This window comes from Leifsonia sp. EB34 (genome assembly GCF_041260585.1).
Taxonomy (GTDB): domain Bacteria; phylum Actinomycetota; class Actinomycetes; order Actinomycetales; family Microbacteriaceae; genus Leifsonia.
This window is the reverse complement of sequence record NZ_JBGCCV010000001.1, coordinates 330,245-348,738: the sequence shown is the minus strand read 5'-3', so window position 1 is coordinate 348,738 and position 18,494 is coordinate 330,245. Positions and strand designations below refer to the sequence as shown.

General features: G+C 72.0%; 18 protein-coding genes and 1 pseudogene. 7 read left to right on the top strand and 12 right to left on the bottom strand.

The genetic code is table 11. From position 1 onward, the window contains the following. Window positions 1-3: 3 nt before the first annotated feature. From ABIA36_RS01730 to ABIA36_RS01720, 3 genes are read right to left on the bottom strand one after another with little or no spacing between them, the layout of a single operon-like run. Window positions 4-987, bottom strand: coding sequence for an arginase family protein (locus ABIA36_RS01730; protein WP_369960550.1), 984 nt, complete (start codon window positions 985-987; stop codon window positions 4-6). Further along, on the bottom strand, window positions 984-1,661 hold the full coding sequence (locus tag ABIA36_RS01725; protein WP_369960549.1) for an NADPH-dependent F420 reductase: 678 nt from the start codon (window positions 1,659-1,661) through the stop codon (window positions 984-986). Before ABIA36_RS01725 ends, ABIA36_RS01730 begins: the two co-directional genes overlap by 4 nt. Beyond that, a complete protein-coding gene (locus ABIA36_RS01720) occupies window positions 1,658-2,338 on the bottom strand; it encodes a YgcG family protein (RefSeq protein WP_369960548.1) in 681 nt (226 codons plus the stop codon). Before ABIA36_RS01720 ends, ABIA36_RS01725 begins: the two co-directional genes overlap by 4 nt. Before the next feature lie 126 nt (window positions 2,339-2,464). Here ABIA36_RS01720 and ABIA36_RS01715 point away from each other — a divergent pair, with 126 nt between their 5' ends. Beyond that, complete coding sequence (locus ABIA36_RS01715) at window positions 2,465-3,208, top strand: gamma-glutamyl-gamma-aminobutyrate hydrolase family protein (protein WP_369960547.1); 744 nt, start codon at window positions 2,465-2,467, stop codon at window positions 3,206-3,208. Between the two features lie 73 nt (window positions 3,209-3,281). Here the strand turns inward: ABIA36_RS01715 and ABIA36_RS01710 are convergent. The 8 genes and pseudogenes from ABIA36_RS01710 to ABIA36_RS01675 form a co-directional block, all read right to left on the bottom strand. Next, a pseudogene (locus ABIA36_RS01710) lies at window positions 3,282-3,911 on the bottom strand (protein-L-isoaspartate(D-aspartate) O-methyltransferase); the annotation flags it as partial. Between the two features lie 25 nt (window positions 3,912-3,936). Further along, complete coding sequence (locus ABIA36_RS01705; RefSeq protein ID WP_369960546.1) at window positions 3,937-4,941, bottom strand: N-acetylglucosamine kinase; 1,005 nt, start codon at window positions 4,939-4,941, stop codon at window positions 3,937-3,939. Further along, complete coding sequence (locus tag ABIA36_RS01700) at window positions 4,938-6,197, bottom strand: 6-phospho-beta-glucosidase (protein WP_369960545.1); 1,260 nt, start codon at window positions 6,195-6,197, stop codon at window positions 4,938-4,940. Before ABIA36_RS01700 ends, ABIA36_RS01705 begins: the two co-directional genes overlap by 4 nt. 3 nt (window positions 6,198-6,200) lie before the next feature. Further along, window positions 6,201-7,106: a carbohydrate ABC transporter permease gene (locus ABIA36_RS01695; protein ID WP_369960544.1), complete on the bottom strand. Its 906-nt coding sequence runs from the start codon at window positions 7,104-7,106 to the stop codon at window positions 6,201-6,203. Then, a complete protein-coding gene (locus ABIA36_RS01690; protein ID WP_369960543.1) occupies window positions 7,103-8,086 on the bottom strand; it encodes a carbohydrate ABC transporter permease in 984 nt (327 codons plus the stop codon). Before ABIA36_RS01690 ends, ABIA36_RS01695 begins: the two co-directional genes overlap by 4 nt. A 4-nt stretch (window positions 8,087-8,090) precedes the next feature. Further along, window positions 8,091-9,422, bottom strand: coding sequence for an ABC transporter substrate-binding protein (locus ABIA36_RS01685; RefSeq protein ID WP_369960542.1), 1,332 nt, complete (start codon window positions 9,420-9,422; stop codon window positions 8,091-8,093). A gap of 78 nt (window positions 9,423-9,500) precedes the next feature. After that, on the bottom strand, window positions 9,501-10,664 hold the full coding sequence (locus ABIA36_RS01680) for an ROK family protein (RefSeq protein WP_369960541.1): 1,164 nt from the start codon (window positions 10,662-10,664) through the stop codon (window positions 9,501-9,503). 107 nt (window positions 10,665-10,771) lie between these two features. After that, a complete protein-coding gene (locus ABIA36_RS01675; protein WP_369960540.1) occupies window positions 10,772-11,767 on the bottom strand; it encodes an SDR family oxidoreductase in 996 nt (331 codons plus the stop codon). Between the two features lie 173 nt (window positions 11,768-11,940). On the opposite strand from ABIA36_RS01675, the gene ABIA36_RS01670 reads away from it, so the two are divergent. The 4 genes from ABIA36_RS01670 (at window position 11,941) to msrA (ending at window position 15,298) form a co-directional block, all read left to right on the top strand. Continuing rightward, complete coding sequence (locus tag ABIA36_RS01670; RefSeq protein WP_369960539.1) at window positions 11,941-13,140, top strand: mechanosensitive ion channel family protein; 1,200 nt, start codon at window positions 11,941-11,943, stop codon at window positions 13,138-13,140. A 193-nt stretch (window positions 13,141-13,333) separates the two neighbouring features. Further along, on the top strand, window positions 13,334-14,152 hold the full coding sequence (locus tag ABIA36_RS01665; protein ID WP_369960538.1) for a type IV toxin-antitoxin system AbiEi family antitoxin domain-containing protein: 819 nt from the start codon (window positions 13,334-13,336) through the stop codon (window positions 14,150-14,152). A gap of 157 nt (window positions 14,153-14,309) precedes the next feature. Further along, on the top strand, window positions 14,310-14,786 hold the full coding sequence (msrB, locus tag ABIA36_RS01660; protein WP_369960537.1) for a peptide-methionine (R)-S-oxide reductase MsrB: 477 nt from the start codon (window positions 14,310-14,312) through the stop codon (window positions 14,784-14,786). After that, on the top strand, window positions 14,786-15,298 hold the full coding sequence (gene msrA / locus ABIA36_RS01655; RefSeq protein ID WP_369960536.1) for a peptide-methionine (S)-S-oxide reductase MsrA: 513 nt from the start codon (window positions 14,786-14,788) through the stop codon (window positions 15,296-15,298). The genes msrB and msrA overlap by 1 nt, the downstream gene beginning before the upstream one ends. A 145-nt stretch (window positions 15,299-15,443) precedes the next feature. On the opposite strand, the gene rlmC is transcribed toward msrA, so the two are convergent. Then, the gene (gene rlmC, locus ABIA36_RS01650) at window positions 15,444-16,568 is read right to left on the bottom strand and encodes a 23S rRNA (uracil(747)-C(5))-methyltransferase RlmC (RefSeq protein WP_369960535.1); all 1,125 of its coding nucleotides are present in this window, start codon (window positions 16,566-16,568) and stop codon (window positions 15,444-15,446) included. 130 nt (window positions 16,569-16,698) lie between these two features. Between rlmC and ABIA36_RS01645 the strand changes: the two genes are divergently transcribed. Further along, window positions 16,699-17,484: a DeoR/GlpR family DNA-binding transcription regulator gene (locus ABIA36_RS01645; RefSeq protein WP_369960534.1), complete on the top strand. Its 786-nt coding sequence runs from the start codon at window positions 16,699-16,701 to the stop codon at window positions 17,482-17,484. Then, window positions 17,481-18,446 carry a 1-phosphofructokinase family hexose kinase gene (locus ABIA36_RS01640; RefSeq protein WP_369960533.1) on the top strand — a complete coding sequence of 322 codons (966 nt, stop codon included), beginning with the start codon at window positions 17,481-17,483 and terminating at the stop codon, window positions 18,444-18,446. Before ABIA36_RS01645 ends, ABIA36_RS01640 begins: the two co-directional genes overlap by 4 nt. The last annotated feature ends 48 nt before the right edge of the window (window positions 18,447-18,494 follow it).

The window sequence follows — 18,494 nt, the reverse complement described above, 5'->3', positions numbered from 1 at the left end:
GGATCAGCGGACGTCATCCGGCGGCGCGGTATCGGTGGACAAGTGGCGCGGCCCGGGTTCTGTGGAGGAACCTCCGCCGGCCGAATTCCCGACCGCACTGCCGGCCGCACTTCCGGCCGCCTGCGCCTCCGCTGTGCCGTTCTTCAACGGCGCCGTCAGGCTCCCGAGCACCCGCAGGATCACGCTCAGGTCGTGCCCGGCCGCCTCCGGCGACTCGGGCGCGAACTCCGTCACCGCCGCCCCGGCTAGTTCGAATCGCGAGCGGAGCGCCCGGATGGCGTCGGTGAGCTGCTCCGGCGACACCCCGAACGGCTCGGGGAACCCGATGCCGTCGATCGCGGCGGGGTCGAGCACGTCGAGGTCGACGTGCAGGTACACCGCATCGGCGCCGGTCGCCTCCACCGCGCGCACCAGCGCCTGCGGGTCCTCGAACTCGCCCGGCGCCACCACGCGGATCCCCATCCGCTCCACGAACGCCGACTCGCCGTCGTCCAGGGCGCGCACGCCCGCGAGGACGAGCTGCTCGTGGTGCAGCCGCGCCGCCCCGGTCGCGGCCAGCCCGTCCGGGCCGTCGCCGAGGAGGGCGCGCACGACCATGCCGTGGAAGGCACCGGACGGCGAGGTCGACACATTGTTGAGGTCGCCGTGCGCGTCGAACCACACGACAGCGACCGACCCTGCCGGATGCGACTCCACCGCGTGCTGCACGCCCGCGAGGTCGGCGCCGCAGTCGCCGCCGATCGTGACGACCGGCGCCTCCAGCACCGCCAGCTCGGCGGCCGCCAGCTCGCGGACCAGGCTGAGCGACGAGAACCGCAGCACGCCGGTCCCGAGGGCCTCGCCCGCCGCGGCCGGGACCGCCACACTGTGCGTCGCGTTCGCGGGGAGGTCGCCGCAGATGGCCTCCGCCCCGTCGATCAGGCGCATCGCCCGGGAGGAGCCGGAGCCCTGCCACTGCGGTACGACGAGGAATGATGCTGGGCTCATCCTTTTTCCTTCCTGATCGCCGCCGCGGCCGCATTGCGCAGGCCCGAGGCGGTCAGATGCTGTCCATAGGCGGGCATGTCGCGCTCGAACCGCCAGCCTTCGGCGAGCGGGCCGAGGTCGACCACGTCGAAGCCGAACTCGTCCAGCAGCTCCGAGACGAGCGCCTGCGCGTCGGCGTCGTCGCCGGCGATGGCGAGGGCGCGGCGGCCGGGGGTCCCCGGCGGTGCGGCGTCCGCGGTCAGGTTCGCGGCCGGGATGTGGTTGAACGCCTTGACGACGCGCGCCTGCGGCAGGATGCGCTGCAGCAGCCCGGACACGGTCTCGCGGCCGTCCTCCAGCTCGGGGATGACGCCGTCGCGGGCCGGGTAGTAGTTGCCGGTGTCGATGACGACCTTGCCGGCGAACGGGGCGGGCGGCAGCGCGGCGATCGAGCGCAGCGGGATGGCGACCACGACGATGTCGCCGGCCTGGGCGGCCTCCGCCACCGTCCCGGCTCGCGCGTGCGGCCCGAGCTCGCCGACCAGTGCGGCGAGCGACTGCGGCGCCCGCGAATTGCTGACTACGACGTCGTGGCCGTGCGCGATCCCGAGGCGGGCGAGTTGGCTGCCGATCCGCCCCGCACCGACCAGGCCCAAGGTCTTCACGTGCCCGGCGTTCACATGCTCGGTGGTCACGATGCGCTCTCCCTGTGCTCCCCGTGCTCCCTGTGCTCCCCGTGCTCCGTGTGCTCCACGATCCGCCTCGCGCCGCGCCTCCGCCGGAGTTCCAGCCACAGCGCGATGCCGCCGACGACCAGGACGACCGCCAATGCCACCCAGAAGATCACGACCCCGCTGCCGGCGCCCACCGCGGCGCCGAGCCCCTGCGCGGCGGCGACGGCGGCGGCCGCCCAGTCCTGCGTGAGGAGCTTCGGCTCGACCTGCGTCTGCTCGATGGTGGTCAGCTCCCGGTCGCTGACCGGCCCGCTGTCGTCGCCGGACAGGTAGTACGCCTGGCCGTCCGTCGCGACCGCGAGCAGGTAGTCCGTCGGGCCGAGGTCGTTGCGGGCCGCGGTCTCGTTGGCCCAGTCCTCCGCGTCGGTCGGGTTGGTGAACTGGGCGACGTAGGCGACGTAGAGCCGGATGCCGTGGCTCTTGTAGAGCGAGTTCGAGGCGGCCTCGATGGTGTCGACGTCGGCGTCCGAGAGCACCCGCGCCTGGTCCACGACGTGACCGGAGCCGAAGGAGACCGGATCCTGCGAGCGCGTCGCCTGCGCTGTGGGCGAGGACAGGAGGAGCGGGGCCGTGACGGCGCCCACCGCGAGCAGGATGAGGAGCGCGCGACGCCCGATCAGCGAACGATGCACAGACACTCACCCACTCTCCCGAGCTTTCCTGTCATCGAGCCGAGTCTAGGAGGGCGCTCCGGGCCGTGTCACTGTTTCGACCTGTTACGCGCCCGGGTGCGCCGGGGCGGGGGCCGTCGCAGAATGGCTGTCATGTCTCCGGCCGTCCGCACCCTCGCCGTCGTCGAGGCGACGCGCGTGCGCGCCCACGACCCGGAGTACCACGCCTACGTGCAGGTGCTCGTCGGGGGAGTCGTCCGCGCGGCGGAGGCCGACGGCTGGACCGTCTCCCGGCTCGCGGCGGACGGCGGGACGGACGCGCTGCTCGCGGCGACCGAGCGGGCGGACGCTGTGGTGATCGTCGGCGGCGAGGACATCGCGCCGCGCTTCTACGGCGGCTCGGGCGGCTACCCGCACGAGAGCCTGCACCGCGAGACCGCCGACGCCGCACAGCTCGCGCTCGTGCACCGCGCGATCGAGCGCGGGCTGCCGCTGCTCGGCATCTGCCGCGGCCTGCAGATCGTCAACGTCGCCCTCGGCGGCACGCTCGTCCAGGACCTGGGGGAGTCCGACCACGTGCGTCGCGGCGTGCCCATCCCGGAGGTGCTCACCACGCATCCCGTGCTCCTGGAGCCGGACAGCCGCGTGGAGGAGGTGCTCGGCGGACCGGTCGTCGCCGTGCGCAGCGCACACCACCAGGCGGTGGCGGTCGTGGGCGAGGGCCTGCGCGTCACCGGGCGGGCGCCCGACGGCCACGTCGAGGCGATCGAGCATGAGAGCGCGCCGATCCTCGCCGTGCAGTGGCACCCGGAGGACCCGGGAGCGCCGGCGGGTCAGCTCGCCGCACTGCTCGGCGCGCTGCGCGTGGCCGCACCCGCGGCCTCCCTCGCCGCCTGACGCCGCGCACCTTCGTGACGAAGGTCGCGAATGCCGCCGCGAAACGCGACATTCGTGACGAATGCGCGCGGGCTCAGGCCCGCCAGCCGTCGTCGCCGATGAGGGGGACGAACGCGACCGCGCCGAGGTTGCGCTCGTGCAGTGCGCCGTCGGCGGCGCGCTCGAACACGGCCAGGTGCTGGGCACCTCCCGGATGCCCGACCGGCATCACGATCCGGCCGCCCGGCGCGAGCTGCTCGGGCCAGGCGCGGGGCACGGCCGGCCCGGTCGCGGCGGCCACGATCGCGTCGTACGGCGCCCCAGGAGGCCAGCCGAGCGTCCCGTCGCCGGTCACGACGTTCACGCGGTAGCCGAGCGCCTCCAGCGTCGCCGCCGCGGTGACGGCGAGCTCGGCGTGCCGCTCGATGCTGACCACCCGGTGGCCGAGCTCCGCGGCAACGGCCGCCGCATAGCCCGAGCCGGTGCCGACGTCGAGCACGGCGTCCTCCGGGCCGATCCGGGCGGCCTCCAGCATCAGCGCGACGATGTACGGTTGGGAGATGGTCTGGCCGTCGCCGATCGGCATCGGATGGTCCTCGTAGGCGTACCGCTCCGCGCCCTCCGGGACGAATTCGTGCCGGGGCACGCGCCTCATCGCGTCGAGGACCCGCTGGTCCTCGATCCCGCGGAGGCGGAGCTGCTCCTCGACCATCCGCTCGCGTTCGGCGCTGAATTCCCTGTTCGTAGGGCTATTGAACCACCGCGGCCCGGCGGTCCTGAAGGCTGGATGTCGCGGTCTCCAGCGCCTCCGCGCCGGCTCCGGCGGCCTCCAGCGCCAGCAGTGCGGCGCCGAGGATGGGCGCCGCCGTGACCAGCCGGATGCGCGCCAGCGGGGCACGCGCCGACAGGCGGCGCTCCACCCCGGACAGCAGCCGCTCGCCGCGCGAGCCGATCACGCCGCCGCCCAGGACGACCGGGACCTCGCGGTCCAGGAGCCCGAGCCGGCGCAGCGTCGTCACGGCGAACACCACGATCTCCTCGGCCTGCCGGTCGACCAGCTCCTGCGCGACCAGGTCGCCCGCGCGCGACGCGGCCAGCACCGCGGGAGCGATGCGGGAGAGGTCGCTGCTCGGGATGCGACCGAAATGCAGTGCCTCGATCACGTCCGGGATGCCGCCCAGCCCGTAGAGCGGCGGGATGGCCTCCACCAGCGCGGTCGCCGAGCCGCGCCCGTCGACGGCGCGCGCGGCGTGCCAGAGCGCCTGCTCGCCGAGGTGCCAGCCGCCGCCCCAGTCGCCGGAGGTCATCCCGAGCGAGGGGTACCGGACGACCTCGCCGTCGGCGCGGACGCCGACGCAGTTAATGCCGGTGCCGCAGACCACGGCGACGGCGTCCGGCTCGCTGGTGCCGGCGCGCAGCAGCGCGAACAGGTCGTTGTCGACGACCGCGTCCGCCCACGCGTAGCCGGCGATGCCGGCGCGGAACTCGACCTCCTCCGCGGGGAGGTCGAGCCCGGACAGGTAGATGTTCGCCGCGGCGATGGGGCGCGGCCCGGTCTCGGCCAGCAGCTGCTCGATCAGCTCGTCCACGAGGGCGGCGGTCGCGGCCATCCCGATCAGGTGCGGGCTGGAGGTGGCGCCGCGGGCGATGGCCGCGACGGTCCCGTCGAGTTCCAGCGCGACCGCGTCGGTCTTCGACCCGCCGCCGTCGACGGCGATCACGAGGGGCGCCCCCAGGCCGGGTGTCCCGCTCATCGGGCCCACGCCAGGTGCGCACGGTTCTCCGCCAGGAGCAGGTCGGTCAGCTTCTCGGCGCGGTCGTACTGACCGACGAGCGGGTGCGCGAGCATCGCCCGCAGCACCCGGTCGCGGCCGCCGTGCACGGCGGCGTCGAGGGCGAGCCGCTCGTACCCGGCGACGTGCCCGATCAGCCCGGCGAGATCGTCGGGGAGGGCGGGGACGTCCACCGCGCGCACGCCGGAGGCGCCGACGACCGCGGGCACCTCGATCACGTGGTCGTCGGGCAGGAACGGCAGCGTCCCGTCGTTGCGGAGGTTGACCACTTGCACATCGCCGCGGTCGCCGGTCAGCGACGCCAGGAGGTCCACAGCGGCCTCGGAGTAGAAGGCGCCGCCGCGCTGGGCGAGTTGCTCGGGCTTGGTGTCGACGGCCGGGTCCGCGTAGAGCTCCAGGAGCTCGCGCTCCACCCGCTGCACGGCCTCCGCCCTGGTCGGCGCGTCGAGCTGCTCGCGGAGGACCTCGTCGTGGGCGTAGTAATAGCGCAGGTAGTAGCTCGGCACGTTCCCGAGCAGCCGGATCAGGGAGGCGGGCAGCTCGATCTCCTCGGCCAGCTGCGACAGGTGTGTGCCCAGGAGGTCGGGGAGGACGTCCCGGCCGCCCACGGTGACCGACCGCTCCCAGGTGAGGTGGTTGAGCCCGACGTGCCCGAGGGCGACCTCGGACGGCGCGACCCCCAGCATTCCGGCGAACCGGCGCTGGAAGCCGATCGCGACGTTGCAGAGGCCGACCGCGCGGTGGCCCTCCTGGAGCAGCGCGCGCGTGACGATCCCGACCGGGTTGGTGAAGTCCACGATCCAGGCGTCCGGCTTGGCGTGTGCGCGCACGGCGTCCGCGACCCGGAGCACGACGGGCACGGTGCGCAGCGCCTTGGCGAAACCGCCGGGGCCTGTGGTCTCCTGCCCGATGCAGCCGCACGCGTGCGGGAACGTCTCGTCTCCGTGCCGGGCGGCCTGGCCGCCCACGCGGAGCTGGATGAGCACGGCGTCGGCGTCCGCCACGCCGGCGACCAGGTCGGAGGTGGTCACGATCCGCCCCGGATGCCCCGCGGCGTGGAACATCCGCTCGCTCATCCCGCCGACCAGCCGGAGGCGCTCCGGGTCGGTGTCGACGAGCCAGAGCTCCTCGATCGGCAGCAGGTCGCGCAGCCGGGCAAACCCGTCCACGAGTTCGGGGGTGTAGGTGGAGCCTCCGCCCACGACGGCCAGTTTCACGCGTTATCCCTTCACGCCGGTGAGTGCGATGCCCTCCACGAAGACGCGTTGGGCGAAGAAGAAGATGATGACGACGGGCACGGTGACGAGCATGGTCATCGCCATGGTGAGCCCCCAGTCGGTGCCGTGCACGCCGCGGAACGACGCCAGCCCGTAGGCGACCGGCCACGCGGCCGGGTTCTCGGACGTGTACAGCAACGGGCCGTAGTAGTCGTTCCAGGAGGCGAAGAACATGAAGATCGCGGTGGCCGCGATCCCGGGCTTGGCCATCGGCAGCACGACCCGCCAGAGCACGCCGAAGTCCCCGTTGCCGTCGATCCTGGCCGCGTCGGAGTACTCCGGCGGGATCGTCAGGAAGAACTGGCGCAGCAGGAAGATCGAGAACGCGTCGCCCAGCAGGTTCGGCAGGATGAGCGGCCAGAGCGTGCCGGTGAGGCCGAGCTGCGACCACATCACGTAGATCGGGATGGCCGTGACCTGCGGCGGCAGCAGCATCGCGACGATGATCGCGGTGAACAGCACGCCGGAGCCGCGGAAGCGGATCTTCGCCAGGGCGTACGCGGCGGGGACCGACGAGAGCAGCATGAAGGCCGTGGCCAGGATCGCGTACATCGCCGAGTTCGCGAACCACTGCGCGAGCGGCACGGTCGTGAACACGGTGACGTAGTTGCTCCAGACGAACGGCTGCGGCCAGAGCGACGCCGTCAGCGTCTGCGAGCTCGACATCAGCGACGTCAGGAGCACGAACACGACGGGGGAGACGAACAGGACGGCGAGCACGATGAGCACCGCGTGCTCGGCGATCCAGCCGAGCGCCTTGCGGGTGCGCAGCGAGCGCGGGCTGCGGATCCGCCGCTGGGGTGTGGCGGGAGACGCGGGCGCCTCGGGGGTCAGGGTTGCGGACGTCATCGTGCGCCTTCCGGGGTGAACGCCTTGAAGCGGCGGAGCAGCAGGACGAGGATGATCGCGGCGACGACGAACAGCAGCACCGCCAGCGCCGAGGCGTAGCCGAGCTGGTACGTGCCGAAGCCGCGGACGTAGAGCCACTGCGTGTAGGTGAGCAGGGAGCCGTCCGGGTAGCCGAGCGTGTTGCCGATGCCTTCGCCGACCACGGCCTTGCCGCTGGCGACCGAGGAGGCGACGGCGGCCTCCGTGAAGTACTGGATGGCTGCGATGACACCGGTGACCACCGCGAACAGCAGCACGGGCGAGATGCTCGGCAGCGTGACGTAGCGGACCTTCTGGAGGCCGCCCGCGCCGTCGAGGGAGGCCGCCTCGTACTGCTCGCGCGGCACGTCGAGCAGCGCGGCCAGCAGGATGATCATGATGTCGCCCATCACCCACACGCCGAGCAGCACGAGCGACGGCTTCGACCAGGCCGGGTCGTTGAACCAGAGCGGTCCCTTGATCCCGAACCAGGCGAGCACCTGGTTGACCGGGCCGGTGCCGGGATTGAACAGGAAGACGAACGCGACGACGCTCGCGACCGGCGGCACCAGCGCGGGCAGGTAGAAGATCGTCCGCCAGATCCCGGAGGCCCGGCGGGCTCTGGCGAGGAGGCCGGCGACGATGAGCGCGAACCCGGTCTTCACCGGCACCCAGATCACCACGAACCACAGTGTGTTGAGCGTGGCGAGCCAGACGTTCGGGTCCTGCGTGAACAGGTACTCGTAGTTGCGCAGGCCGATCCACTCCGGCGGCGAGATCAGGTCGAAGCGCGTGAACGAGTAGTAGACGGAGGCGATCAGCGGGTAGACGAAGAAGATCGCGAGCCCGAGCAGGGCGGGGGCGAGCAGGGCCAGCGTCACCAGGTTGCGGCGCAGGCGCGCTCGGGAGGACCGCGCGGGGCGGGCGGCCACCCGCCCCGCGCTGCGAGCCGTGGTCGTCACGAGCTCACGGTCCCTTGGACAGGGCGAGGGCGTCGTTGATCTGCTTGTCGACCGACTTCAGCCCGGCGTCGATGTCGCCGCCCTGGCTCTGGTACTTGTTCCACCAGTCCTCGAAGGTGTTCTGGTAGCCCGCGCCGAGCGGGCTGGCCGGCGTGGTCATGACGTTCTTGTTCGAGGCGATGTCGAGGAACGTCTTGTACTGCGGCGAGACCTCCAGAGTCGGGGAGGCCAGCGCGTCCTTCGTGGTGGGCACGTTCTTCAGGCCGTTGGCGAGCTTCACGACCGCGCCGGTGTCGGTGGTGAGGTACTTCAGCAGCGTCCAGGCCAGCTCCGGCTGCTTGGAGCCCTTGGAGATGCCGATGATGTTGCCCGTGATGTAGCCGCCGCCGTAGAGGTCGGTGTGGTCGTCCGCGGTCGGGAACGGCGCGGTGCCGTAGTCGAGGCCCTTCGCCTGGTCGTCGATGAACGCGGTGCGGTACTCGCCGTCCATGTTCATCGCCACCTGGCCGGTCTGGAACGCGTTGTCGGCCGAGAACTCCTGGCCGAGCCCCGAGGTGAACGTGTTGAGCTTGTCCCAGCCGATCTTGTCGACGTAGGCCTTCTGCCACTGGATCAGCTCCTTCCAGCCGGGGGAGGAGGAGATCGCGCTGGTGCCGTCGGCCTTCAGCCACTCCGCGCCCGCGGCGGGGCCGTAGTGGGCGGCCGAGTTCTCGTACCAGCCCATGGTCGGGTTGAAGCCGAGCGTCTTGATCGAGCCGTCGGCGTTGAAGGTCGTCAGCTTGTCGGCCATCGACTCCAGCTGGCTCAGCGTCTTCGGCGGCTCGGTGAAGCCGGCCGCCTGCAGCAGCTTCTTGTTGTAGTAGAGGCCGTAGACGTCGGCGAGCATCGGCATCGCGCAGCGGTTGCCCTTGAACTCGGTGTACGACTTCACGGTGTCGCTGAACTGGCTCATGTCGACGTGGTCGCGCGCGATCACCTTGTTGAGCGAGCGGAACGCGCCGTTGGTGCAGAAGTTGCCGACGATGTCGGTCGAGTAGGAGAGGCCGACGTCGACCTTGCTGCCGGTGGCGATGGCCTTCTGCAGCTTCTCGTCGTCCTGGCCGGCGTGCACGTCGACCTTGATCTTGGGGTACTTTTTCTCGAAGTCGTCGACGACCGACTGGATGACCTTGGCCTCCCGGTCGGAGAAGAAGTGCCAGAACGACACGGTGCCGGAGAGGTCGGACGGTGCGCTGTCCTGGAACGACGCTCCGCTGGACCCGCCGGAGCAGCCGGCCAGGGTGAGGGCCGCGGCCGCCGCGACGGCGACGGCTGCGATGAGGTGGCGTTTTTTCACGGGTGGTTCCTCGCTGATCCTTCTCGTGATTTCGGTGGACGGTCGGTGCTGGGTGGGGCGCGGGGCGCGTGCGTCGCCTCAGACGGCGATGCGCGACACCTCGTCGAAGAGCGCCTCGCGCACCTCGCCGAGGAGGTGCTCGCGTGCGCCGCGGAGGACGGGATGGGTGGGGACGCCGGTGGCGACGACGGAGCGCTCGCCCCAGGCGGCGCGCAGCTCGGCGGCGACGAGCTCGGCGAGCCGGGGGCCGCAGGCCGCGCCCGTCGGTCCGCCGAGCACGACCAGTTCGGGGTCGAGCAGCGCGAGCACGGGGACGACGCCGACGGCGACGCGCGCGGCGAGCTCGGCCACCAGCGCCTCCCGGGCGGCGTCGTCGCCCTGGAGGTCGTCACCCTGAAGCCCGAAGCTCAGGCCGTGGCGGGCGGCGAGCTTCGCGACCGCAGGGCCGCCGACGAGGTCCTGGAGGTCGGCGGCCTCCGGGTCGAGGTCCGCGGCCGAGCGCGGGATGGGCAGGTAGCCGATCTCGCCCGCGCCGCCGGAGACCCCGCGGTGCACGGCGCCGGCCTGGTCGACGGCGAGGCCGAGGCCGTCGCCCATCCAGAGCAGCGCGAAGCCGCCGGCGTCCGTGCCGGCGCCGTCGGTGCGCTCGGCGACCGCGGCGAGGTTCACGTCGTTGTCGATGTGGACCGCGATGCCGAGCGTGTCCTCGAGCCGGCGGCGGATGCCCTGCTTGGGCCAGCCCGGGAGGGTCTCGATGTAGGTGAGCTCGTCCGTCCGCGGGTCGAGTGCACCCTGCACGCCGACGCACACGGCGCGCACCCGGTCCGTGTCGACGCCCGCCGCCGCGCACGCGGCCTCGATCGCGAGCCGGAGGTCGGCCTCCGGAGTCCGGGCGGCGAGCGGGGTGACGGCGATGGGGTGTTCCGCCCCGGCGGCGTCGACGATGGTCGAGCGGATGGAGGCCGCGTCGATGTCGACCGCGACGCCCAGCATCCGGTCCGTGCGCACCGCGTAGCCGGCCGCGTTCGGACCGCGTCCGGAGGAGACCTCGCCCACGACGTGGATGAGGCCGGCCGTCTCGAGGCGGGAGACCATCTGCGCCGCGGTGGGCTTGGAGAGCCCGGAGAGCTCGCCGATCCGGGTGCGGGTCAGCACGCCGTGCTCGAGCAGCAGGGCTAGCGCCGTGCGGTCGTTGGTCTCGCGGAGCCACCCCGGGGTCCCCCGGACGGGTCGTTCGGCCATGGTCATCCCCTCGTCGGAACGATTGCTGGGGCCGAATGTATCAGGAAAGTTTCTTTATAGTAAAGAGGCAAACGAGAACGAGACCGGACGGTGACCTTTCCGCCGGGTCAGACCACCGAGCGCGCGTGCTCCACGAGCCGGTCGAACGCAGCGTCCAGGTCGGGATCGAGCCGCTGACGAGACGCGTCCGCGAGGTACCAGTCGACGATCTCGCCGGCGCCGTGCGCGAAGCTGACCTCGGCGCGGTACTCGGGCACCAGCGACTTCACCTTGGTGTTGTCGAAGTGCATCGAGTGGGCCTTGTCGCCCAGGAGCCCGGGGCCGAGGTCGGGGATGACGGCGGCGATGGTCTCGCTCGCGACGTGCACGAGCTCGGCCTCCACGCCCAGCGCCTCGGCGAGGTAGCAGTAGATCTGGTCCCAGGTCGGCGCCTCGTCGGAGGTGATGTGGAAGGAGTCGCCCACGGCCTCCGGGCGGCCGAGCAGCCCGACGAACGCGACCGCGAAGTCCGTGTTGTGGGTGATTGTCCACCGGCTGCTGCCGTCGCCGTGCACCACCACCGGCGCGCCGCGGCGCATCCGCTCCAGGTCGGTCCAGTGCCCGCTGGTCGGGATCATGGTGCGGTCGTAGGTGTGCGACGGGCGCACGATCGTGATCGGGAAGCCGCGCTCCCGGTAGGCCTCCACCAGGAGGTCCTCGCACGCGATCTTGTCGCGGGAGTACTGCCAGAACGGGTTGCGCAGCGGCGTCGACTCGATCACCGGCACTCGTGCGGGCGGGGTCTGGTAGGCGGACGCCGACGAGATGAACACGTACTGGCCGACCCGCCCCTCGAACAGGTCGAAGTCGGTGCGGATGTGCTCCGGCGTGAAGGCGAGGAACTCGGCAGCGACGTCGAAGCTGCGCTCGCCGAGCACGCCGTGCACGCTCTCCGGGTCGCGGATGTCGGCGTGCAGCACCTCCACGCCGTCCGGCAGGGGGCGCAGATCGCTGTTCCCGCGATTCACGACCGTGACCTCGTGGCCCTGCTGGAGGGCCCGTGCGACGCACGCGGAACTGATGACCCCCGTGCCGCCGATGAAGAGTATCCGTGTCGCTGTCATCCCTGCTCCTCGCATCGTCGCCGGCGGTCTCCGCACAGGTTTCGCGGCCGTCGCCGGCCGCGCCCCCAGGCGACCCAGACTAACCCTCTGACGGCCCCGAGGTTAAGGTCGGGTCCGGTCCCGCGTACAGTGAGGTCGTCCACCCGGCCCCCCAGGGAAGGAGTCCTCCCGCCGTGCCTTTGCGTAGCTGGCCCTCACTCGTGATCGCGTGCCTCGTCGCGATCGTCGCCGCCGTCGTGGTGACGGCGATCGTGGGGTTGATCCTGCGCGGCGTGGGCCGTCACCGCCAATGGCCCGCTGTGCTGGTCAAGCGCGCGCGGGTGCCCTTCCGGCTGTTCCTGGCGGTCGTGGTGCTGTGGATCGCGGTCGCGCTGACGCTGCCGAGGGAGGTCCCGGCCGACTGGACGGCGAGGATCAACCACGGCTTCCTCATCCTCGCGATCGCCGCCGGGACGTGGTTCCTGGCGGCTCTGGTGGTCTTCGCCGAGGACCTCGGGCTCGCCCGCTACCGGGTCGACGTCCCGGACAACCGGTACGCCCGCCGGGTGCGCACCCAGGTGCTGGTCCTGCGCCGGCTGACCATCGTCGCGGCGGTCGTGATCGGCCTCGCCGCCATCCTGCTCACCTTCCCCGTGCTGCAGGCGGCCGGCGCCAGCCTGCTCGCGTCCGCGGGGATCATCGGTGTGATCGCCGGTGTGGCCGCCCAGTCGAGCCTTGCGAACCTGTTCGCGGGCATCCAGCTCGCCTTCAGCGACGCCATCCGGCTCGACGACGTGGTCGTGGTCGAGCAGCAGTGGGGGACCATCGAGGAGCTCACCCTCACCTACGTGGTCGTGCACATCTGGGACGACCGCCGGCTGGTGCTGCCGTCCACCTACTTCACGACGAAGCCGTTCGAGAACTGGACCCGCAAGAACAGCGAGCTGCTCGGCTCGGTGGAGTTCGACCTCGACTGGCGGGTGTCGCCGTCGGGGATGCGAGCGGAGCTGAACCGCATCCTGGCGGCGACCGACCTCTGGGACGGCCGAACCGGGGTCCTGCAGGTCACCGACGCGACGCTGGGCTGGGTGCGGGTGCGCGTCCTGGTCACCGGCAAGGACGCGCCGACCCTGTTCGACCTGCGCTGCCACGTGCGGGAGCGGCTGATCGACTGGATGCAGCGCTACTCGGACGCCTCGCTGCCGCGCAAGCGCGTGGAGCTGGTGGAGCGGCCGGAGACCCAGGTGCCCACCTCCCGCGCTCGGACCGCCCAGGAGGGCGAGGGCCGCCTGTTCGGCGGCAGCCCCGAGAACGAGCAGCGCGCCTCCCAGTTCACCGACGCCATCCCCATCCAGCCGGACCCCTCCCGCCCCGCCGACCCCGCCGCCGACTAGCCCCACCCCCTCCTTCCCCCCTCCCCGCAAACAGGAGAATCTGGCCCGACACCCCGCGAATCTCCTTCCGAACACCCATCGGAAGGAGATTCGGATCGTGTCTCCTGTTCACACCAGGCGGCCTCCGGCGGGAGTTGTCCACAGATTCGGCGGGGGCGGCCGGGGGCGGCCTTCGGCGCCCCAGGATCGACGCATGACTTGGATGAATCGGCTCAGAGAACTCGGCGGCGCCGCCACCACGCATCAGCTCCGGATGGCGGGTGCGGCTCCGGAGGATTTGAAGCGCGCCGTGCGGGGCGGCGTGGTAGAGCGTGTGCGGAGGGGCGTCTACGTGTCGCCGCTCCTGGATGGTGTGGCGTTGGAGGCCGTGCGGGCGGGAGCGCGCCTGTCGTGCGTGTCGGCCTGCGCCAGCTACGGGCTCTGGTCCGGTTCGGATCGGCGGACGCACGTGACGCTGTCGCCGCAGTCGCGGCGTGCGCCGCCCGGCCTCGTCTGCCACTGGCGGCCGGTCGAAGGTCATCCCGAGCTCTGGCGGGTGTCGCTCGCCGACTGCTTGCGGTCGGTCGCGCGGTGTGCGGACGAGGAGACGGCGGTGGCGGCGTTCGACACGGCGCTCGCGGCGGGGCAGGTCAGCCCGTCCGGGCTTCGGCGCATCCTGGAGGATCTGCCGAAGGCGGCGCGGGAGCGGGCGGCGCTTGCGCGGGCGGGTTCGGACTCCGGAGTCGAGTCGCTCGCGCGGCAACGGCTGGAGCGGTGCGGACGCCGGGTCGAGCAGCAGGTGCACGTCCGCGGCGTCGGCCGGGTGGACATGCGGATCGACGGCGAGCTGTATCTGGAGATCGACGGGTACGCCTTCCACAGCGACGCCGGCTCGTTCGAGCGTGACCGGCTGAGGGACTCCGCCCTGGCCGAGCTCGGACACCGGCGGCTCCGGGTGACCGCGAGGCAGGTGGTCGAGGACTGGCAGAACGTGGAGGCCGCGATCAGCCGCATCCTCGGGAGGGGCGGGTGACCCAGCGAGCTCACAGCACCCCAGCGAGCTCACAGCACCCCCGCGAACTCACAGCACCCCAGCGAACTCACAGCAACCGCGGGACCAACCGGGCACTCCCCGCTGTTCTCCTTACTGACGGCGTCGCAGCCAGCGCTCGCCGCACTCAGGAGGAAACGTGACACAGGACTACCGCAAGAGCCAGGACGCCGTCGCGCGGCTCACCCCCGCGCAGTACGCGGTCACCCAGGAGGCGGCGACCGAGCCCGCCTTCCGCAACGAGTTCTGGAACAATCACGAGGCGGGGCTCTACGTCGACATCGTGTCGGGGGAGCCGCTCTTCGCGTCCGTGAACAAGTACGACAGCCGCTCCGGCTGGCCGAGCTTCACCGTTCCGGTGGAGCCGGGCAATATCGTGGAGAAGACCGACCGCACCTACGGGATGGTCCGCACCGAGGTGCGCTCCGCCCACGGTGACAGCCATCTCGGGCACCTGTTCGACGACGGGCCCGCCGAGGCGGGCGGACTGCGCTACTGCATCAACTCGGCCGCACTCCGGTTCGTCCCGCTCACCGAGCTGGAGGAGCAGGGCTACGGCGACTACCGCCACCTTTTCGAGAACGACGAGCACGAGAACAGCGAGGAGAACCACTGATGACGACCGAGAAGGCCATCCTGGCCGGAGGATGTTTCTGGGGCATGCAGGACCTCATCCGCAAGCGCCCCGGCGTCGTGAGTACGCGCGTCGGCTACACCGGCGGCGACGTGCCGAACGCCACCTACCGCAACCACGGCTCGCACGCCGAGGCGATCGAGATCGAGTTCGACCCGGAGCGGATCAGCTACCGCGACCTGCTCGAGTTCTTCTTCCAGATCCACGACCCGTCGACGAAGAACCGGCAGGGCAACGATGTCGGCACCAGCTACCGGTCGGCGATCTACTACGAGAGCCCCGAGCAGCGCCGCGTCGCGGAGGACACCATCGCCGACGTGGACGCCTCCGGTCTCTGGCCGGGCAAGGTCGTCACCGAAGTGGAGCCCGCCGGGCCGTTCTGGGAGGCCGAGCCCGAGCACCAGGACTACCTGGAGCGGATCCCATGGGGCTACACCTGCCACTTCGCCCGCCCGGACTGGAAGCTGCCGCGTCGGGAGGCCGCCGCGAGCTAGTCCGCCTGCTGAACGCGAGGCCCGCGTCGCCCAGACGCGGGCCTCGTGCCAGAACTGAGACCGAGTCGCCCTGAGGTGGGCGTCGTCCCAGGACCGTGGCCGAGTCGCGCTGACGCAGGGCTCGTGCCACGACCCGGCACTGGTGTCAGACCCGGTCGAGCAGCACCGCGACCTCCTGGTGCCCGGTCTGCGGGAACATGTCCAGCACGCGCCCGGTGCGGATGCGGTACGACGGCATCCGGGCGAGGTCGTGCGCGAGGCTCTTCGGGTTGCAGCTCGAATACACCACGCTCGGAACGCCGGAGCCTTCGAGCCAGCCGGACAGTTCGGCGCCGATGCCGCGCCGGGGCGGGTTGACGATGACCAGCTCGGGCGCGGTCTTCGCCGCGAGCGCGAACGCGGTCGCGTCGCCGGCGCGGAACGCCACCAGCGGCAGGCCGGCGGCGGAGGCCGTCGCGCGGGCGCTCCGCACCGCCTCCGTACTGGTCTCGACGCCGACCACGCGGCGCCCGGGCGCCGCCACGTTCAGCGCGAACCCGCCGACGCCGCAGTACAGGTCCCACACGCTCGCCGGCGACACCTCGTCCACCCAGGCGGCGACTTGCGCGTAGAGCGCCTCGGCGACGGCGGTGTTGGTCTGGAAGAAGCTCTGCGGGCGCAGCCGCAGCGGGATGCCGCCCACCCGCATCACGAGCGACGACTCCGCGGTCAGCACGATCTCGCGTTCGCCCTCCACGACCGCCTTGTGCTCCGGTTGCAGGTTCACGGTGACGACCCGCGCGTTCGGCAGCGCGGCCAGCAGTTCGGGCAGCAGCGCCCGGATGCGGCCGACGGACTCCTCCGACCGGACGACGAACCGCACCATCAGCTCGTCGTCGGGGGAGAGCGTCACGAGCACGTACTTGAGCTCGCCGCGGCGGTCGGGCACGCTGTACGGCTCGATCCTCGCGCGGGTCACGAAGTCGGCGAGCACGGGGAGCGCGGCGCGCACGCCCGGCGCGCAGATCCCGCACTCGCGGAGGTCCACGCCGCGTCCGGCCTCGTCGAGGATGCCGATGGTCGGCGCGTCGACGGTGCCGGAGACGACCATCTTCGCCTTGTTGCGGTACCCGGACTCGGCGCTCGCCACCGGCGGCAGCCAGACCGCGTCCCCGAACGGCGCCAGCAATTCGCGGGAGTGCCGGTCCTTGCCGGCGAGCTGCTCGGCGTAGGGGACGCCCATCAGCGTGCACGAGCGGCACACGCCGGCGTCGAAGTACGAGCAGTCCATTCCGCGAACGATTGTACGTGGCAGGGCGATTCCCACACGGCCACGCAAAACCACAGAAAAAACAACAGAAGATTCTCTTGTATGCTGTTGTTTCGTGTTGTAATGTGTGGGAAACCAAAGGAGGTCCCGCGTGTATGCAACGGAGCGTCAAGAGCTGATCGAGCGGCTGCTGCTCGAGGAGGGCCGCGTCGCCGTGGTCGAGCTCGCCGAGCGGTTCGGGGTGACCACCGAGACGGTGCGCCGCGACCTCGACGCCCTGGAGACCGCGGGAGCCCTGCGCCGCGTGCACGGCGGAGCCGTCGCCCTGGAGCGCGTCAGCACCGCTGAAGCCTCCGTCTTCGAGCGCACCGGCCTCCGCGCCGACACCAAGCAGCGCATCGCCGCCCGCGCCCTCGACGTGCTCGGCGACGGCTTCCGCGGCTCCCTCTACCTCGACGCCGGCACCACCACGGCGGCCGTCGCCCAGCTCCTCCCCGCCCGCCTCACCGCCACCGGGGGAGAGGCGGAGGTCGTCACCCACTCGCTCACCCTCGCCCCGGCCCTCGCGGCGGCCGACCGCGTGGCCCTCACCGTCGTCGGCGGTCGCATCCGCGGGGTCACCGCCGCCGCAGTCGGCGCAGCGACCGTCCGCTCCATCCAGTCGCTGCGGCCCGACATCGTGTTCGTCGGCGTCAACGGCGTCTCCGCCGGCTTCGGCCTCAGCACCCCCGACCCGGAGGAGGCCGCCGTCAAGGAGGCCATCGTCCGGGCCGCCCGGCGCGTCGTGGTCGTCGCGGACGCCACCAAGTTCCAGCAGGAGTCGCTCGTCTCGTTCGCCGCGCTCGACGCCGTCGACGTCCTGGTCACCGACCGTGCGCCCGACGGCGAGCTCGCTGACGCGCTCGCCGCGTCCGGAGTCGAGGTCGTGCAGGCATGATCGTCACTCTGACCGCCAACCCGTCCCTCGACCGGGCCGTCACGCTGAGCGCGCCGCTGCGTCCCGGCGAAGTCCAGTCGGCCGCGTCGTCGCGGGAGGACGCCGGCGGCAAGGGGATCAACGTGGCGCGCGTCGTCGCATCCTCCGGCGTGCCGGCGCTGGCCGTGCTCCCGCTCGCCGCCGAGGACCCGTTCGGCGTCGTGCTCCGCTCGGCTGCCGTGCCCGTCCGCACGGTCGACATCCACGGCCACGCGCGCGCCAACCTGACCATCACCGACCCGGCCGGCGTCACCACCAAGCTGAACCTGCCCGGCGCCCCGCTCGACCGCGACGACGCCGCCGCGCTGGTGGAGGCCGTGGTGGAGGCCTGCGCCGGCGCCCGGTGGCTCGTGCTCGCCGGTTCGCTGCCGCCCGGCGCTGGGGACGACTTCTACGTGACCGTCATCCGCGCCGTGCGCGAGCGCTGGGCGGACGCCGCCCCGCTGATCGCGGTCGACACGTCGGGGGAGGCACTGCGGGCTGCGGTGTTCGACGGCCACCCCGACCTCATCAAGCCCAACGAGGACGAGCTCGCCGAGCTCACCGGTTCCCCATTCATGTCCGGAGAGCTCGGCGCGTCCGGCGAGCTCCCGGAGGCGGTCCTCGCCGTCGCCCGGACCCTCGTCCCCGAGCAGGCCGGCGCTGCGCTGGTCACGCTCGGCGCCCTCGGCTCCGTCCTCGTGACCGCCGACGGCGGCTACGTGGCCGACGCCCCGCGCATCCGCGTCCGGAGCACCGTCGGCGCAGGCGACAGTGCGCTGGCCGGCTACCTGCTGGCCGACGTCGCCGGCGCCACCCCTTCCGAGCGGCTCGTCCACGCGATCCGCTACGGCTCGGCCGCGGCGTCGCTGCCCGGCACCCAGGCCCCCCGACCGGCCGACCTGCCCACCGGCGACCTCAAGGTCGCCGCACTCCACCCCTGAACCCCGAACTCCCCGGAATTCATCTCCGGCGGAGTTCATCCCCCGACC

Excerpts from the sequence above, each read along its gene's own strand:
- ABIA36_RS01730 (WP_369960550.1), bottom strand. The coding sequence starts at position 987 with ATGAGCCCAGCATCATTCCTCGTCGTACCGCAGTGGCAGGGCTCCGGC.
- ABIA36_RS01715 (WP_369960547.1), top strand. The coding sequence starts at position 2,465 with ATGTCTCCGGCCGTCCGCACCCTCGCCGTCGTCGAGGCGACGCGCGTG.
- ABIA36_RS01705 (WP_369960546.1), bottom strand. The coding sequence starts at position 4,941 with ATGAGCGGGACACCCGGCCTGGGGGCGCCCCTCGTGATCGCCGTCGAC.
- ABIA36_RS01695 (WP_369960544.1), bottom strand. The coding sequence starts at position 7,106 with ATGACGTCCGCAACCCTGACCCCCGAGGCGCCCGCGTCTCCCGCCACA.
- ABIA36_RS01680 (WP_369960541.1), bottom strand. The coding sequence starts at position 10,664 with ATGGCCGAACGACCCGTCCGGGGGACCCCGGGGTGGCTCCGCGAGACC.
- ABIA36_RS01675 (WP_369960540.1), bottom strand. The coding sequence starts at position 11,767 with ATGACAGCGACACGGATACTCTTCATCGGCGGCACGGGGGTCATCAGT.
- ABIA36_RS01665 (WP_369960538.1), top strand. The coding sequence starts at position 13,334 with ATGACTTGGATGAATCGGCTCAGAGAACTCGGCGGCGCCGCCACCACG.
- msrA (WP_369960536.1), top strand. The coding sequence starts at position 14,786 with ATGACGACCGAGAAGGCCATCCTGGCCGGAGGATGTTTCTGGGGCATG.
- rlmC (WP_369960535.1), bottom strand. The coding sequence starts at position 16,568 with ATGGACTGCTCGTACTTCGACGCCGGCGTGTGCCGCTCGTGCACGCTG.
- ABIA36_RS01640 (WP_369960533.1), top strand. The coding sequence starts at position 17,481 with ATGATCGTCACTCTGACCGCCAACCCGTCCCTCGACCGGGCCGTCACG.